The organism is Kitasatospora sp. NPDC085464 (assembly GCF_044541955.1).
Lineage (GTDB): Bacteria > Actinomycetota > Actinomycetes > Streptomycetales > Streptomycetaceae > Kitasatospora.
The window spans coordinates 126,654-141,910 of sequence record NZ_JBITTM010000019.1 but is presented as its reverse complement, the minus strand read 5'-3'; the positions used below and the strand labels follow the sequence as shown (position 1 = coordinate 141,910).

The window sequence follows — 15,257 nt, the reverse complement described above, 5'->3', positions numbered from 1 at the left end:
CGGGCGGGCCGGGCGTGAGGGGTGCCGGGCGGGCCGGGTGCCGGGTGCCGGGCGGGTCAGGTGTCACGGCCGGTGGCCTGCCGGGGGATCCTCGGGCGGACGCCGAGCAGCAGCGCCACCACCGGGACGGCGGCGTCGGCGCGGGCCCGGTCCAGCTCGCCCGCCGGGGCAGGGTCCGCCGGTGGTTCGCCGAGCGGGCCGGCCGCGACCCGGCCGCCGATGGTCGTCCGCACGCCCGCCTCCAGCCCGGCGAAGGTACGGCGCAGCAGCGGCAGGACGTCGGTGAAGGCCGCACCGCTCACCCCGGTCAGCCACTCGTCCAGCAGGGCGAGCAGCCGGGGGTCGTGCAGCAGCAGGGCGCCGCCGCCGGCCAGGAAGCCCTCGACCCAGCCGGCCGCGTCCACCGGGGCGTTCGCGACGGACAGGACCAGCCGCAGGCGGCGGCCGGCCTCCTCGGAGCCGAGCCGGCCGTCGTCCAGCAGCAGCCGGACGGCCCGGCCGCGGAGCAGGCCGGGGGCGCCGGTCGCCGGGCCGCCGGACGGCTCGCGGGCGGCCAGCGAGCGCAGGGCGGCGGCCCAGCGGTCGGCCAAGCCGACCGGACCGTCGGGAGCGCCCGGGGCACTGGAACCGGCAGGGGTGTCCGGGGCGTCGGCGTCGACCGGCTCCGGTGCGGCGGAGCTGCCCCGGAGCCCGGCGGAGGTCAGCAGGCCGATCGCGCCGTGCACCTCGTCGAGGCGGCCGCGCATCGCCGCCGCGTTCTCGGCGTCAAGCCCGACGCACGCGGGCGGCAGGCCGACGCAGACCCGCTCGGCCAGGCCGGCAGCCGCCCCGGCGAGCGCGCCGTGGTCGGTGCCGCGCACGTCGCCGTAGCGCAGCGCGCGGACCAGTGCGGGCAGCGCGCCCGCCAGGTGGGCGACGTCGGTGTCCAGGGCCGCGCAGTCGGCGAGCGCCTGCATCACGGCGGGCAGCGCGTCGGACAGCCCGGCCAGCAGGCAGGTCTCCACCAGGCCGGTCAGCTCGGCGAGTTCGACGGCGGCGCGGGCGGTGCCGACCGCCTTGCCGGTCGCCGCGCCCTCGACCGTGGTGCCCCACTGGGCGGCCTCGGCGATCCGGACCGCGAACTCCGGCTGCCAGCACAGCCGCCAGCTCTCCCGGAACGTCCCGGTCGAGTTGACCGGGGAACGGGCCGGCACGCCCCAGTCCACGCCCAGCAGCCGCAGCCGGTGCAGCAGTCGGGAGCGGGCCGCGTCGGTCTCCTTGCGCAGGTCGAGGTCGATGTCCTTCGGTGCGGCCTCGGGCTTGAGCCGCAGCGAGCGCTGCAGCCGGGCCAGGTCGCGCTGCAGCGGCACCGCCGGTGCGGCGTCCGGCACCTCGCCGAGCGCGTCGCCGACCACCAGGCGGTCCCGGACCAGCTCCAGGGCGACGTCCGAGCCCTCGCAGAGCACCGCGCGGACGGCGTCCAGGGTCTCGGTCAGCCCGGCGAGCGGGCGGCCGCGCAGCACGGCCAGGGTCTCGGCGAGCCGGACCGCCTCGATGACGTGGGCGGAGGAGACCGGGTGGTCCTCGGCGCGCAGCAGGTCGGCGGCCCGGGTGAGCCAGCGCGGCACCGGGTCGCCGTCGGTGGTGAACAGGTGGTGGTACCAGCCGGGCGACTGCACGCCCGCGCCGTACCCGGTCGACTGGGAGAGCCTGCGGTGCGTCCACGGCACCCAGGTGATGTCCGTGCGCACCTTCTTCGGCAGCCCGGCGAGCAGTGCCCGGTCGTGCGCGACGGTGGGCATGGCCGCCAGCGCGGGGACGTGGAAGGCCCCGCAGACCACGGCGATCCGCCGGTGCCCGGCGCGGCGGGCGGCGCGGATCCGTCCGCGCATGTACGCCTCGCGCACCAGGTCCCGGCGGGACTCGAAGAGCCCTTCGGCGCGCAGCGCGCCCATCGCCTCGGCGACGGCGGCGAACGGGGCCAGCGCGTCGGCGCCGGGCGTGCGGTGCTCGACCACGTCCTCCCACCAGCGCTCCGGGTCGTCGTGCCCGGCCGCCTCGGCGAGCAGCGCCACCGGGTCGGCGGGCAGCCCGTCGGCGTCGTCGGTACCGGGCGCGTCCCCGGGATCGGGCCCTTCGCCGCATTCGGCCGCGTCCTCGGGAGCGGCCGCGAAGCCGTACCCGGCGGGCAGGTCGATGAAGTGCACCGGCAGGTCGTGCTCGACGGCGTGCCGGATCGCCACCCACTCCGGGGAGAACTCGGCGTACGGCCAGAAGGCGGCCTTCGCCGGGTCGTCCACCGCGTGCGCGAGCAGCGCGACCGGCGGCACCAGGTCCTTCTCGGCGGCCAGGTGGACGATGCCGTCGGCCTCCGGCGGGCCCTCGATCAGCACCGCGTCCGGCTGCCACTGCGTCAGCGCGGCGGCCACCGCCCGGGCGGAGCCGGGGCCGTGGTGACGGACGCCGAGCAGGGCCACCTCGGCGGCGCTCATGCCGCCACCCCGCTGCCCTCGGCGGGCGCTCCGCGCAGCCGGCACCGCCCGACGGTCCGCTCTCCCCCGCCCCCGGGCCGGGAGCACTCCCGTCGCCCGTTCACGCCGTCACCTCGCGGGCGGCCCGGTAGAAGTCCTTCCAGCCGTCGCGCTCGCGCACCACCCCTTCGACGTACTCGCGCCAGACCGCCTGGTCCGCCACCGGGTCGCGGACGACGGCGCCGAGGATGCCGGCCGCCACGTCCCCGGCGCGCAGCACGCCGTCGCCGAAGTGGGTGGCCAGGGCCACGCCGTTGGTGACCACCGAGATCGCCTCGGCGGTGGAGAGGGTGCCGCTCGGGGTCTTGACCTTCGTCCGGCCGTCTACCGTGATGCCGGCCCGCAGCTCCCGGAAGACGGTCACCACGCGCCTGATCTCCTCGGCGCCGCCGGGCAGTTCGGGCAGCTCCAGGGAGCGGCCGAGCTGGTGGACCCGGCGGGTGACGATGTCGACCTCCTCCTCCAGCGAGCCCGGCAGCGGCAGCACCACGGTGTTGAAGCGGCGGCGCAGCGCGCTGGAGAGCTCGTTGACCCCGCGGTCGCGGTCGTTCGCGGTGGCGATCACGTTGAAGCCGCGCACCGCCTGCGTCTCGGTGCCCAACTCCGGTACCGGGAGCGTCTTCTCGGACAGGATGGTGATCAGGGCGTCCTGGACGTCGGCCGGGATGCGGGTCAGCTCCTCGACCCGGGCGATCCTGCCGTCGGCCATCGCCCGCATCAGCGGCGAGGGCACCAGGGCGTCCGGGCCGGGGCCGCGGGTCAGCAGCCGGGCGTAGTTCCAGCCGTACCGGACGGCCTCCTCGGGGGTGCCCGCGGTGCCCTGCACCAGCATCGTGGAGTCGCCGCTGATCGCGGCGGCCAGGTGCTCGGACACCCAGGTCTTCGCGGTGCCGGGCACGCCGAGCAGCAGCAGCGCGCGGTCCGTCGCCAGGGTCGTCACGGCGACCTCGACGACGCGGCGCGGGCCGATGTACTTGGGGGTGATCCGGGTGCCGTCCGGCAGTTCGCCGCCGAGCAGGTACGTCGCCACGGCCCATGGCGACAGCTTCCAGCGCTCGGGGCGCGGACGGTCGTCCTGCGCGGCCAGGGCGGCCAGTTCGCCGGCGAAGGCGTCCTCGGCGTGCTGCCGCAGAACGTCGGTCATGGGGGCTCCTTCGGGTCGGCCGCCGGGTGCACGGGTGCCACGGCGGCGGGATGATCGGGGGGAGCCAGGTCGGCGTCCCGGCCTGTGGGAACCACCCTGCACCGACCCACTGACAACGCCCGGCGGCCCGCGGGAGGCCCGGGTGGAGGCCCGCGGACGGGCAGTCAGCCGCTGTCAGTGCCGCCGCCTACGGTCGGTCGCATGGAGGAACGCTGGAGCACCGAACACGTCCTGTCCCTGGCGCCTGACGCCGCGTCGCAGAAGGCGGCGGGCAAGCTCTCCTCGCCCGCGCCGTGGTCCGGCGCCGGCACCGACGGCACCGCGGTCTGGGGCGAGTGCAGGGGCAGCGGCCGCACGCCGTACCGCACCGTGATCGAACTCGCCACGCCCGCCTACCAGTGCAGCTGCCCCAGCCGGAAGTTCCCGTGCAAGCACGCGCTCGGGCTCCTCCTGCTGTGGAGCGGCTCCCCCGGGGCCGTCCCGGCCGCCGAACCCGCCGACTGGGCAGCCGACTGGCTCACGTCCCGCCGGGAGCGCGCCGAGAAGCGCGCGACGGCCCCGGTCGACCCGGAGGCCGCCCGCCGCCGGGCCGAGAAGCGCGGCGCCCGGGTCGCGGCCGGCGCGGCCGAGCTGCGGCTGCGCCTGGCCGACCGGATCCGGCACGGCCTGGCCGACCGGTCCACCGCCGGCCCGTGGGAGGAGGTCGCCGCCCGGATGGTCGACGCGCAGGCCCCCGGCCTGGCCGCCCGGGTCCGCGAACTCGACACCGTGCCGCAGGAACGGCTGCTGGAGGAGTACGCGATGCTCCACCTGCTCGCCACCGCCGCCACCCGGGTCGACGAACTGCCCGCCGAGCTGGCCGCGACCGTCCGCGCCCGGGTCGGCTACACCCTGGACGCCGCCGAGGTGCTGGCCGGCCCGACCGTCCGCGACCGCTGGCTGGTGCTCGGCAGCCGCACGGTGCCGATGGAGGGGGGCTCCGACGACCGGCTCACCACCCGCCGGGTCTGGCTGCGCGGCGCCAAGACCGGCCGTCCGGCCCTGCTGCTGGCCTTCGGCCGCCCCGGCCAGGCCCCCGACCTCGCCCTGCCCACCGGTCACCTGCTGGAGGCCGACCTCGCCTACCATCCCGGCGCCCGCCCGCTGCGCGCCGCCCTCGGCACCCGCTACGGCGCGCCCGAGGCCGGCCCGGCCGACCCGCCCGCCGGGCTCACCGTCGCCGAGGCGACGGCCGGCTACGGCACCGCCGTCGCCGACGACCCGTGGCTGGAGGCCTGGCCGACCGTCCTCGGCGACGTCGTCCCGGTCCGCACCCCGGACGGCTGGTACCTGACGGACGGCCGGCACACCGTGCCCGTCCACGCCCCGGCCGTCCCGGAGGCGGCGCTGTGGCGGCTGGCCGCGGTCTCCACCGGCCGCCCGCTGACGGTCTTCGGCGAGTACGGCCACCAGGGCTTCGCACCGGTCACCGCCTGGCCCGTCGGGCACCGGCCGGTCGGCCTCACCAACCCCTAGGAGCACCGAGAATGACGATCACCCAGGACCCGTGGGAGACCCTGCGCACCAGCGCCCTGCTCGGCACCGACCGCCGCCCGCTCCCGGCCACCGTCCTGCCGCTCGCCGACGCCGTGGACACCGCCGACCAGGCCACCGCCCTGCTGGAGCTGGCCGCCCTCGCCACCGTCCGCCGCCGGGCGGGCGCGCTGCCCGTGCCGGCGGCCGAAGCGCCCGGCCCGCCCGCGCCCGGGGACACCCGCCCGGAGCTGCCCGAACCGGCCGCCCGCCGGCTGGCGGTGCTGCTGGCCGGCCGCACCGGCGGCGGGGGCGGCGGCACCCTGGCCAACCTCACCGAGTTGCTGCCGCAGTGGCTCGCCACCGCCCGCGCCCGGGGCCTGCGGCCGCCCGCCGCACTGGTGCCCGGCCTGCTCGACGCCGCCCGCGCACGCAGCGAACTGCGCTCCGACGCCGTCGCGTTGGCCGGTCCGCTGGGCCGCTGGCTGGCCGGGCGGAACCCCGACTGGCGGTTCGTGCTGCGCACCACCGCCCAGGAGCCGGCCCGGGAGCAGGACGACCCGGCCGACCACCAGCTGTGGCACGAGGGCCTGTTCGCCGAGCGCGTCACCCACCTCACGCTGCTGCGCCGCCACGACCCGGCGGCCGGCCTGGAACTGCTGCGCAGCACCTGGTCCACCGAGCGCGCCGAGGACCGCCTGCTCTTCCTGGACGCCCTCCAGGACGGCCTGTCCCCCGCCGACGAGCCGTTCCTGGAGGCCGCCCTCGGCGACCGCAGCAAGAACGTCCGCGCCACGGCCGCCGAACTGCTCTCCACCCTGCCCGGCTCCGCCCTGGCGGGCCGGATGGCCGGCCGGGCGCGGGCCGCCGTACGCCTCGCCGGGACGGGCACCCACCTGCTGGTCACCCCGCCCGCCGAGTGCGACGCGCAGATGCAACGCGACGGCATCACGCCCAAGTCCCCCACCGGGCGCGGCGAACGGGCCTGGTGGTTCGGCGAGGTGGTGGCCGCGGCGCCGCTCGCGCTCTGGCCGGAGAGCACCGGGCTGACGCCCGAGCAGCTGCTCGCCCTGCGGGTCGGCGACAGCATGGACGAGACCGACAGCAGCTGGGCCGACGACCTGCGGGAGGCCTGGGCGCGCGCCGCCGTCCGTCAGCACGACGCCGCCTGGGCCCGGGCGCTGCTCGGCCCGGCGCCGGTCCCGCCCACCCGGGGCGCCGGCCGGGCCCGTTCCCCGCGCGCCACCGGCGCCCCGGCCAAGCTGCTGGCCGTCCTGCCGCCCGAGGAGCGGGCCGCCTGGACGGCCGCCTTCATCGAGGTGCACGGGCTGGGCGAGGCCTTCCAGCTGCTCGGTGCCTGCGCCACCCCGTGGACGCCGCCGCTGTCCACCGCGGTGGTGGACGCCCTGGCCCGGGCCGCCGCCTCCGGCGCGTACCCGTGGAGCCACAGCGGGGTGCTCGGGATGACGGAACGCGCGCTCGCGCCCGAGACGGCCGACGCGGTGGAGGAGTTGGCCGCCGGTGCCGCCCCGGACTCCGCCTGGGCCGAGACCTTCGCCCGGCTGGCGGGCACCCTGCGGTTCCGGGCCGCGATGCTCGCGGAGCTGGCGGGCTGACGCCGGACGGCCCGACCGACGGCGGAAGCGGAGACGGCGGAGCGGGCCTGCCCCCGGGGGGCAGGCCCGCTCCGCCGTACCGACGACCGGCTCGTCCGGAGCCCGGTTCGCCCGAAGCTCAGCTCGCCCGAAGGTTGGCCTCGACCCAGGCGACCACGTCCCGGGTGGGCGTGCCCGGCGTGAAGATGTCCGCGACGCCCATCGCCTTGAGCTCGGCGATGTCCTCGTCCGGGATGATCCCCCCGCAGAAGACCTTGATGTCCGCCGCGTCGCGCTCCTTCAGCAGCTCCAGGACCCGCGCACACAGCGTCATGTGGGCGCCCGAGAGGATCGACAGCCCGATGCCGTCCGCGTCCTCCTGGATCGCGGTGTCGACGACCTGCTCGGGCGTCTGGTGCAGCCCGGTGTAGATGACCTCCATACCGGCGTCGCGCAGGGCGCGCGCAATGACCTTGGCGCCACGGTCGTGACCGTCGAGCCCCGGCTTGGCGACCACCACACGGATCGGCCCCGACACACTCATCACTGCCTCCTGGACCTCGTCGTCCATCACCCCACCGGGCCTCGTGGGCCACGGGTGCGGTTAACGGTCAATAACCAACCTGAGGGGAGGTTAGCGCCACCCGACCCGGTTGACCGAGCCCCCTCCCAAGAGGAGGGCAAAGTCACAGCTCCGGGCCTTGCTACCAGTGGGTATACCCTTCTCACCCCCGACCTCCCCACAGACCCCCCGGGCGCCCCCTTGACAACACGGGGTTTTTCCGGAGCGTCGGCCTTCCGGCTACAGTCACGGCTGTTCGACCTCGACCGACGCCGTGACCGAGGCCCACCGAGGAGGCAGCCCCCGATGGCTCCCGAAGCAGCCGCCCGTCCGACCCGCGCGGAGCTGCGCCTCGCCGCCCGCGAGCAGTCCCGCGCCCAGCGCCGCGGCGCCGCCAAGGCGGCCACCCGGACGGCACTGCTGCGGGTCGCGCTGCCGTCGGTGGCCGCGCTCGGGGTCGCGGCCGCGGCGGCGATCACGGTGCAGGGGCAGGCCGACCAGCAGCGCGCCCAGGCCGCCGGACGGATGCCGGTGCAGGCGTCGGCGGACGACGCCCCCGGCCACGCGGCCGCCGGGGCGGCGGCCGCCCAGGCCGTCGCGACCGGCGACCGGGCCCAGGCCTCGCGCGGCGACGCCCGCCAGCCTCTGGCAGGCGCCCAGCCCACCGGGGCCCCGGACGCGCAGCCCACCCCCGAGCCGGCCCCCGAACCGGTCAAGCCCAAGGTGGTCATGCCGGTCGCGCAGCACGGCCTCGGCGAGCTGTTCGGCGAGGCGGGCACCCACTGGGCCAACCGCCACACCGGCATCGACTTCCCGGTGGACGGCGGCAGCCAGGTCATGGCCGTCGCGGACGGCACCATCCGCACCCAGTGGAACCCGTTCTACGGCTACATGTCGATACTCAAGATGTCCGACGGCACCGAGGCCTGGTACTGCCACCTGCGCGCTTACAAGATCCGCAAGGGGCCGGTGAAGCAGGGCGACGTCATCGCCTTCGTCGGCAGCAGCGGCAACAGCACCGGGCCGCACCTGCACTTCGAGATCCGGCCGGCCGGCAGCGGGCCGATCGACCCGCTGCCGTGGTTCCTGGCCAACGGCCTGGACCCCCGCTAGGACTGCGACGTCCCGACGGCTTCCCGCCGGGACCACAGCTTCTCGGACTACAGCTTCTCGACCGGCGCGTAGCGCAGCAGCAGCTGCTTGCGCCCGTCCGTGCCGAAGTCGACGGTGGCCTGTGCCCGGTCGCCCACGCCCGTCACGGCCACCACCGTGCCCAGCCCGAAGCTGTCGTGGGTGACGCGGTCGCCGACCGCCAGCGAGACGACGTCGCGCTCGACGACCTTGCCGCCGCGCCGCGCGGACTGCCCCCAGCCCGCCTTCGGTGCGGCCGAGGCCGAGAACGAGGAGGACGAGGACCCCGAGGAGGAACGCGAACTTCCGCCCCCGGAGGAGGACTTGCCCCAGGACGAGCCCGAGGAGTAGCCGCGCTGGGCCGGCGCGTGCACCCCCCCGGTGCGCTTCCACTCCACCAGCGTCTCCGGGATCTCCTCCAGGAACCGCGAAGCCGGGTTGTACGCCGGCTGCCCCCAGGCGCTGCGCAGCACCGAGCGGGTCAGGTACAGCCGCTCGCGCGCCCTGGTCAGCCCGACGTACGCGAGCCGGCGCTCCTCCTCCAGCTCCTTGACCTGGTTCAGCGCCCGCATGTGCGGGAAGATGCCGTCCTCCATGCCGGTCAGGAAGACCACCGGGAACTCCAGGCCCTTGGCGGTGTGCAGGGTCATCATCGTGATGACGCCCTGCCCCTCCTCGTCCTCGTCCGGACTTCCTCCTTCTGTCCCGTACTGCTTCGCATCCGGGAGCTGGTCGGAGTCGGCGACCAGCGCGACCCGCTCCAGGAAGTCGGCCAGCGAGCCGACCGGCGGCGCGCCGTCCTCCCCGGCGTCCGGCCGCTCGCCCGGGTCCTGCTCGTACTCCAGGGCGACGGACGCCAGCTCCTGCAGGTTCTCGACCCGGGTCTCGTCCTGCGGGTCGGTGGAGGACTGCAGCTCGGCCAGGTAGCCGGTCTCCTCCAGGACGGCCTCCAGCACCGCCGCCGGGCCCGCGCCCGACTCGACCACCTGGCGCAGCCCGGCCATCAGGACGTTGAACTTCTTGACGGCGTTGGCGGAGCGCGCGGCCATCCCGTACGCCTCGTCCACCCGCACCAGCGCCTGGGCGAAGGAGATCCGCTCCCGCGCGGCCAGCGCGTCGATCATCGCCTCGGCCCGCTCGCCGATGCCGCGCTTGGGCACGTTGAGGATCCGGCGCAGCGGCACGGTGTCCTCCGGGTTGGAGAGCACCCGCAGGTACGCCAGGACGTCCCGGACCTCCTTGCGCTCGTAGAAGCGCACCCCGCCGACCACCTTGTACGGCAGGCCGACCCGGATGAACACCTCCTCGAAGACGCGGGACTGGGCGTTGGTCCGGTAGAAGATCGCGACGTCGCCGGGCTTGGCCTCGCCCTTGTCGGTGAGCCGGTCGATCTCGTCGGCGATGAACTGGGCCTCGCCGTGCTCGTCGTCCGCGACGTAGCCGACGACCTTCTCCCCGTGGTCGCCGGCCGTCCAGAGCTTCTTCTCGCGGCGGTTCGCGTTGCGCTCGATGACGGCGTTGGCGGCGCTCAGGATGGTCTGCGTGGAGCGGTAGTTCTGCTCCAGCAGGATCGTGGTCGCGTTCGGGTAGTCCTCCTCGAACTGGAGGATGTTGCGGATGGTCGCGCCGCGGAAGGCGTAGATCGACTGGTCCGCGTCACCGACGACGCACAGCTCGGCCGGCGGCACCTCGGCGAGGTGCGCGGCGGCCGGGTTCACGAAGTCCCCGTCCGCGGTGCGCTTCGGCGCGGCCGCGACGGACCCGCCGCTCAGCTCCCGGACCAGCATGTACTGGGCGTGGTTGGTGTCCTGGTACTCGTCGACCAGGATGTGCCGGAACCGGCGCCGGTAGTGCTCGGCGACGTCGGGGAAGGCCTGCAGCAGGTTCACCGTCGTCATGATGATGTCGTCGAAGTCCAGCGCGTTGGCCTCGCGCAGCCGCCGCTGGTACAGCGCGTACGCCTCGGCGAGCTTCTTCTCCGTCGGGTTGGCGGCCTGGTCGGCGAAGGTCTCCTCGTCGATCAGCTCGTTCTTGAGGTTGCTGATCTTCGCCGTGAAGGACTTCGGCGGGTACTGCTTCGGGTCCAGGTCGAGGTCGCGGCAGACCAGCGACATCAGCCGCTGCGAGTCGGCCGAGTCGTAGATCGAGAAGCTGGAGGTGAACCCCAGCTGCTTGGACTCGCGGCGCAGGATCCGCACGCAGGCGCTGTGGAAGGTGGACACCCACATCGCCCGGGCGCGCGGGCCGACCAGCGCCTCGACGCGCTCGCGCATCTCCCCGGCGGCCTTGTTGGTGAAGGTGATCGCCAGGATCTCCCCGGGCTGCACCCCGCGGGCGCCCAGCAGGTGGGCGATCCGGTGGGTCAGCACCCGGGTCTTGCCCGAGCCGGCGCCGGCCACGATCAGCAGCGGCGACCCCGCGTGCAGCACCGCCTCGCGCTGCGGGTCGTTCATCCCCTCCAGCAGCTGCGCCGGGTCGATCATCGTGCGGGCGGCGCCGTTGCGGTACCAGGCGTCCCGCTCCGCCTGCGCGGCGTGGTCGGTCTGGAACAGCCCGTCCGGGATCGCCTCCTCGTACGCGTCGTACGGGACCTCGTCCTCGTACGGCGGCGGTTCCTCGTCGACGGGGGCGGCGGGGGCGGCGGGGGCGGCGGGCTGCTTCGACCCGGCGGCGGGTGCCTCGAAACCGGGGAGCGGGAGGTCGTCAAAGAGGCTACTCATGGCACTCCGAGTCTATGGCCACCCACCGACAAGCCCGCCCGGCCGGAGCAGCTCCATCGCTGCGGACCGGCCGGGCGGGCTCGACTGCGGGCGCGGCTCAGACCAGGCGGCGGGCGGTGGCCCAGCGGGTCAGCTCGTGGCGGTTGCTCAGCTGGAGCTTGCGCAGGACGGCGGAGACGTGGCTCTCGACGGTCTTCACCGAGATGAAGAGCTGCTTGGCGATCTCCTTGTAGGCGTAGCCGCGGGCGATCAGGCGCAGCACCTCGCGCTCGCGCTGGGTGAGGCGGTCCAGGTCCTCGTCGACCGGCGGGGTGTCGGTGGCGGCGAAGGCGTCCAGGACGAAGCCGGCCAGCCGGGGCGAGAACACCGCGTCGCCGTCGGCGATCCGGAAGATCGCGTTCACCAGGTCGGTGCCGGTGATGGTCTTGGTGACGTAGCCGCGCGCGCCGCCGCGGATGACGCCGATGACGTCCTCGGCGGCGTCCGACACCGACAGCGCCAGGAACTTCACCCCTCCCTGCTCGCCCATCACGCCGACCGAGCGGCGCAGCACCTCGACACCGCCGCCGCCGGGCAGGTGGACGTCGAGCAGGACCACGTCGGGCCGGGTCTCGGCGACCACGCGGACCGCGGAGTCCACGTCGTCGGCCTCGCCGACCACGTCGATGCCGGTCACGTCGGTGCGGCCGATCTCGGCCCGGACACCCGTCCGGAACATCCGGTGGTCGTCCACCAGCACGACCCGCGCGGTACGCCCGGCCCCCTCCGCCGGGACCCCCGTCGGCGCTGCCTCAGTCATTCGCTCTCTCCATCTCCAGCTCGACCTCGGTACCGCCGCCCGCTGCCGGCCGCACCCGAGCGGTGCCGCCGTTGCGCTTCATCCGGCCGATGATCGACTCCCGTACGCCCATCCGGTCCTCGGGCACCGTGTCGGGGTCGAAGCCGGGGCCGTGGTCGCGGACGAACACCGACACCGTCCTCCCCTCCACCTCGGCGTAGACCTGGACCGGTCCCCCGCCACCGTACTTGGCCGCGTTGACGGTCGCCTCCCTCGCGGCCTGCATCTGTGCCGCGATCCTCTCGTCCATCGGGCAGTCGCCGACGATCACCAGCTCGACCGGGACGCCGTGCCGGTCCTCGACCTCGGCGACGGCGGCGCGCAGGGTCTCCGCCATGGTGTCCGGCGCGGCCTCGGCGGCGGCCTCCGGGCGGTACAGCCACAGCCGCAGCTCGCGCTCCTGCGAGCGGGCCAGCCGCAGCACCTCCTTGGGGTCCTCGGCCCGGCGCTGGATCAGGGTCAGGGTGTGCAGCACGGAGTCGTGGATGTGCGCGGCGATCTCGGCCCGCTCCTGGGCGCGGATGCGGGCGGTGCGCTCGGCGCCGAGGTCCTGCCACAGCCGCAGGCCGTACGGGCCGAGCAGCACCAGCACCCCGGCGAGCACCGCGAGCGAGGCCTCGATCACCGAGCTGAGCGTGGAGCCGCTGCCCTGCATGGCGAGCAGCGCGATGGTGCCCGCCACCGCGAGCAGCACGCCCGCGCCGACCCGGGTGTAGGCACCGCGCCGGCGCTCGCCCTCGATGCCGAACCAGCGCTGCCAGCGCGAGTCGTCGGCCTGCCGCCAGACCAGCGCGACGCCGACGCCGATCGCCAGCAGCGGCCAGGTGTACGGCTTGGCGGTCTGCACGCCGAGCACGTTGAGCAGGGCGATCAGGCCGATCACGACCATGACCAGGGCGGCGAGCTGGCCGAGCCCGCCCTGCCCGTTCTTGCCGGCCGGCGCCGCGTCCTCGCCCTCCGCGGGCGCCGTCACCGGCTCGCCCTGGAGGGTGTGCTGGAGCAGCTGGCGCAGCCGCCCGAGCCGGCCGCCGGCGGGGCCCTTGCTCAGCAGGCCGCCCTGCAGCCCGGGCGCGGCCGGGACGAACACCCCGTTGAGGTACACCCACTGGGCGCCGCCGCGCTGCGAGGGCTCGCCGATGCCGATCGGCACCACGAACCAGAACGCGGCGTACAGCAGCGCGCCGATCCCCTGCGCGAAGAACAGGAGGACGAAGGCGAGCCGCACCCAGCGCACCGGCAGCCCGAGGTGCACGGCCAGGCCGTGCGCGACGCCGCCGAGCATGCGGCCCTGCGGGCTGCGGTAGAGCCGGCGGTAGGGCGGCTTCCCGCCGTCGGGCGCGTTGGGGTCGGCGCCCGACGACGGCGCGGCGTCGGGGGCGATGGTTCGGGGATCGGTACCGGGGGCTGCCACGCCACCGATGGTTCCACGCACGCCCGTACGGGCGCATCAGGGTGTGTCCCTGGCCCTTATCAGGGACAAGTCAGGGTACGTGCAGGGGTGCTCCCGGTTGGGCCGGACCGGCACCTGCCGGAAGGATGGTGCCCATGACCGAGGACCCCCGCATCGAGGAGGCCGGGCCCGCCGCCCCGCCGGAACCGGAACGCCCGCCACTGACCAGGGCCGAGCACCACCGCGTGGTGGCCGGCGTCTGCGGCGGCCTCGGCCGGCACCTGGACATCGACCCGGTGGTCTTCCGCGTGGTCACCGTGGTGCTCTGCCTCTCCGGCGGCCTCGGGCTGTTCCTGTACGGCCTGGCGTGGCTGATCGTCCCGACGGACGACGACCCCAAGGGCCGCGGCGGGCGCACCGAGCTCCAGCGGGTGCTCACCGGCCGGGTGGACGGCCAGTCGGTCGGCGCGGTGCTGCTGACCGTGATCGGCACCGGGGTGTTCTTCTCCTCGATGGGCGACGGCGACCAGCTGTTCCCGCTGCTGCTGCTCGCCGGCCTGGTCTTCCTCGCGGTGCGCTACGACCCGGACCGCCGTCGCGGACGGGGGCGCGGCCACCGGCAGGGCGGCCCGTACGACCGCGACTTCCCCGAGTCCGAGGCCGGGGCGGCCGGGGCCGGGGCCGAGGGCTACGTCTGGCCGCGGCCGGCGTCCGACGAGGCGGCGCGCGCCCACCACGCCGCCGACCGGGCCGCCGGAACGGTCCCCACCGACGCCCCGCCCCCGGGCCCGAGCGGCTACCTGTGGGACCCCCGCCACCCCGAGCGCAACCCGTACGGCGCCGCCTCCGCGAACCCGACCCCGCCGTTCGGCACCCCGGTGCCGCCGGCCGGCGGCCCGGCCCAGCCCTGGTGGCAGCGCGCCGACCTGCCCGAGGGCGACCCGCTGCGCAAGGCCGGTCCGAAGCGCCGCGCCGAGGCCGCCGCCGTGCGGCACTCCCGGGAGGGCTCGGCGCTCGGCTTCTTCGGCTTCCTGCTGGCGATCGGCGCGGCCACCGCGGTCTGGGCGTCCTCCCGGAACCACCACGACCCCACCGCGCTGAGCACGACCGCGCTGGCCGCCGCGCTGCTGGTGGTCGGCCTGACCCTGCTGGTCGGCGCCAAGTTCGGCCGGGCCCGCAAGCTGGCCGCGACCGGCCTGCTGCTGACCCTGGCGCTGGCCTTCGTCGGCCACTCGCCGGACTCGATGAAGAACGCCGTCGGCCCGCGCGAGTGGACGGTCACCGCGACGTCCGACCTGCACGACCGCTACAACCTCGGCGCCGGATCCCTCCGGCTGGACCTCTCCGGACTCGACCCGGCCGGGGCCACCCTCGCCACCAAGGTCGACCTCGGCGCCGGCGACATGACCGTCGCCGTGCCGGCCGACGTGACCGTGAACGTGGTCGCCCGGGTGGGCCTCGGCGACATCGACGTCCCGGGCGACCGCAGCGACAGCACCGGACGGCACACCTATCTGATCGGCCCGGTCAACGGCCAGGCCTCCAAGGGCACGCTCAACCTCGAACTCGGAATCGGGCTCGGCGACATCAAGGTGGTCCAGCAGTGAGGAAGCACCGGCTCGACCTGTTCTCGCTGATCGCGGGTGGGCTGTTCACCGTGCTCGCCGTGCTCTACCTGGTCGCCGCGCTCAACGACCAGTCGGTGAACGGGCGGATCGTCATCCCCGTCACGTTCATCGTGCTCGGCGTCGGCGGTCTGGCCGGCGCGGTCGCCGCGGTGGCCCGGCGCGGCCGCCCCGACCGCGAGGAGTGACCCGCCCCGCGGCCGCCCGGACCGCGGGGAGTGACCCGCCCG

General features: G+C 75.6%; 11 protein-coding genes. 5 read left to right on the top strand and 6 right to left on the bottom strand.

Annotated elements, in window-relative coordinates; translation table 11 throughout:
• Positions 1-56 precede the first annotated feature (56 nt).
• On the bottom strand, positions 57-2,471 hold the full coding sequence (locus ACIGG8_RS18940; RefSeq protein ID WP_396549248.1) for a DUF5682 family protein: 2,415 nt from the start codon (positions 2,469-2,471) through the stop codon (positions 57-59).
• 100 nt (positions 2,472-2,571) lie between these two features.
• Positions 2,572-3,654 carry an AAA family ATPase gene (locus ACIGG8_RS18935; protein ID WP_396549246.1) on the bottom strand — a complete coding sequence of 361 codons (1,083 nt, stop codon included), beginning with the start codon at positions 3,652-3,654 and terminating at the stop codon, positions 2,572-2,574.
• Between the two features lie 201 nt (positions 3,655-3,855).
• Here ACIGG8_RS18935 and ACIGG8_RS18930 point away from each other — a divergent pair, with 201 nt between their 5' ends.
• Positions 3,856-5,169, top strand: coding sequence for an SWIM zinc finger family protein (locus tag ACIGG8_RS18930; protein WP_396549245.1), 1,314 nt, complete (start codon positions 3,856-3,858; stop codon positions 5,167-5,169).
• Positions 5,170-5,180: 11 nt separating this feature from the next.
• The gene (locus ACIGG8_RS18925; RefSeq protein WP_396549243.1) at positions 5,181-6,782 is read left to right on the top strand and encodes a DUF5691 domain-containing protein; all 1,602 of its coding nucleotides are present in this window, start codon (positions 5,181-5,183) and stop codon (positions 6,780-6,782) included.
• A 118-nt stretch (positions 6,783-6,900) separates the two neighbouring features.
• Here ACIGG8_RS18925 and ACIGG8_RS18920 read toward each other — a convergent pair whose 3' ends face one another.
• The gene (locus ACIGG8_RS18920; RefSeq protein WP_189916109.1) at positions 6,901-7,305 is read right to left on the bottom strand and encodes a cobalamin B12-binding domain-containing protein; all 405 of its coding nucleotides are present in this window, start codon (positions 7,303-7,305) and stop codon (positions 6,901-6,903) included.
• A 324-nt stretch (positions 7,306-7,629) separates the two neighbouring features.
• On the opposite strand from ACIGG8_RS18920, the gene ACIGG8_RS18915 reads away from it, so the two are divergent.
• Positions 7,630-8,436, top strand: a complete 807-nt coding sequence (locus tag ACIGG8_RS18915; protein ID WP_396549241.1) for a M23 family metallopeptidase — start codon at positions 7,630-7,632, stop codon at positions 8,434-8,436.
• Positions 8,437-8,483: 47 nt separating this feature from the next.
• Here ACIGG8_RS18915 and pcrA read toward each other — a convergent pair whose 3' ends face one another.
• The 3 genes from pcrA to ACIGG8_RS18900 form a co-directional block, all read right to left on the bottom strand.
• Positions 8,484-11,174, bottom strand: a complete 2,691-nt coding sequence (gene pcrA / locus ACIGG8_RS18910; protein WP_396549239.1) for a DNA helicase PcrA — start codon at positions 11,172-11,174, stop codon at positions 8,484-8,486.
• Positions 11,175-11,271: 97 nt separating this feature from the next.
• Complete coding sequence (locus ACIGG8_RS18905) at positions 11,272-11,973, bottom strand: response regulator transcription factor (RefSeq protein WP_350519956.1); 702 nt, start codon at positions 11,971-11,973, stop codon at positions 11,272-11,274.
• A complete protein-coding gene (locus tag ACIGG8_RS18900; protein WP_396549237.1) occupies positions 11,966-13,423 on the bottom strand; it encodes a PspC domain-containing protein in 1,458 nt (485 codons plus the stop codon). Before ACIGG8_RS18900 ends, ACIGG8_RS18905 begins: the two co-directional genes overlap by 8 nt.
• 134 nt (positions 13,424-13,557) lie before the next feature.
• On the opposite strand from ACIGG8_RS18900, the gene ACIGG8_RS18895 reads away from it, so the two are divergent.
• Together ACIGG8_RS18895 and ACIGG8_RS18890 are read left to right on the top strand one after the other, a co-directional pair.
• Positions 13,558-15,009, top strand: a complete 1,452-nt coding sequence (locus ACIGG8_RS18895) for a PspC domain-containing protein (protein ID WP_396549236.1) — start codon at positions 13,558-13,560, stop codon at positions 15,007-15,009.
• Positions 15,006-15,215 (top strand): hypothetical protein, encoded by a 210-nt coding sequence (locus ACIGG8_RS18890; protein ID WP_350519954.1) that lies wholly within the window; start codon positions 15,006-15,008, stop codon positions 15,213-15,215. Before ACIGG8_RS18895 ends, ACIGG8_RS18890 begins: the two co-directional genes overlap by 4 nt.
• Positions 15,216-15,257 lie beyond the last annotated feature (42 nt).

Bases quoted from the DNA above. Each gene is read 5' to 3' on its own strand.
- ACIGG8_RS18940 (WP_396549248.1), bottom strand. From the start codon at position 2,471: ATGAGCGCCGCCGAGGTGGCCCTGCTCGGCGTCCGTCACCACGGCCCC.
- ACIGG8_RS18935 (WP_396549246.1), bottom strand. From the start codon at position 3,654: ATGACCGACGTTCTGCGGCAGCACGCCGAGGACGCCTTCGCCGGCGAA.
- ACIGG8_RS18930 (WP_396549245.1), top strand. From the start codon at position 3,856: ATGGAGGAACGCTGGAGCACCGAACACGTCCTGTCCCTGGCGCCTGAC.
- ACIGG8_RS18925 (WP_396549243.1), top strand. From the start codon at position 5,181: ATGACGATCACCCAGGACCCGTGGGAGACCCTGCGCACCAGCGCCCTG.
- ACIGG8_RS18920 (WP_189916109.1), bottom strand. From the start codon at position 7,305: ATGAGTGTGTCGGGGCCGATCCGTGTGGTGGTCGCCAAGCCGGGGCTC.
- ACIGG8_RS18915 (WP_396549241.1), top strand. From the start codon at position 7,630: ATGGCTCCCGAAGCAGCCGCCCGTCCGACCCGCGCGGAGCTGCGCCTC.
- pcrA (WP_396549239.1), bottom strand. From the start codon at position 11,174: ATGAGTAGCCTCTTTGACGACCTCCCGCTCCCCGGTTTCGAGGCACCC.
- ACIGG8_RS18905 (WP_350519956.1), bottom strand. From the start codon at position 11,973: ATGACTGAGGCAGCGCCGACGGGGGTCCCGGCGGAGGGGGCCGGGCGT.
- ACIGG8_RS18895 (WP_396549236.1), top strand. From the start codon at position 13,558: ATGACCGAGGACCCCCGCATCGAGGAGGCCGGGCCCGCCGCCCCGCCG.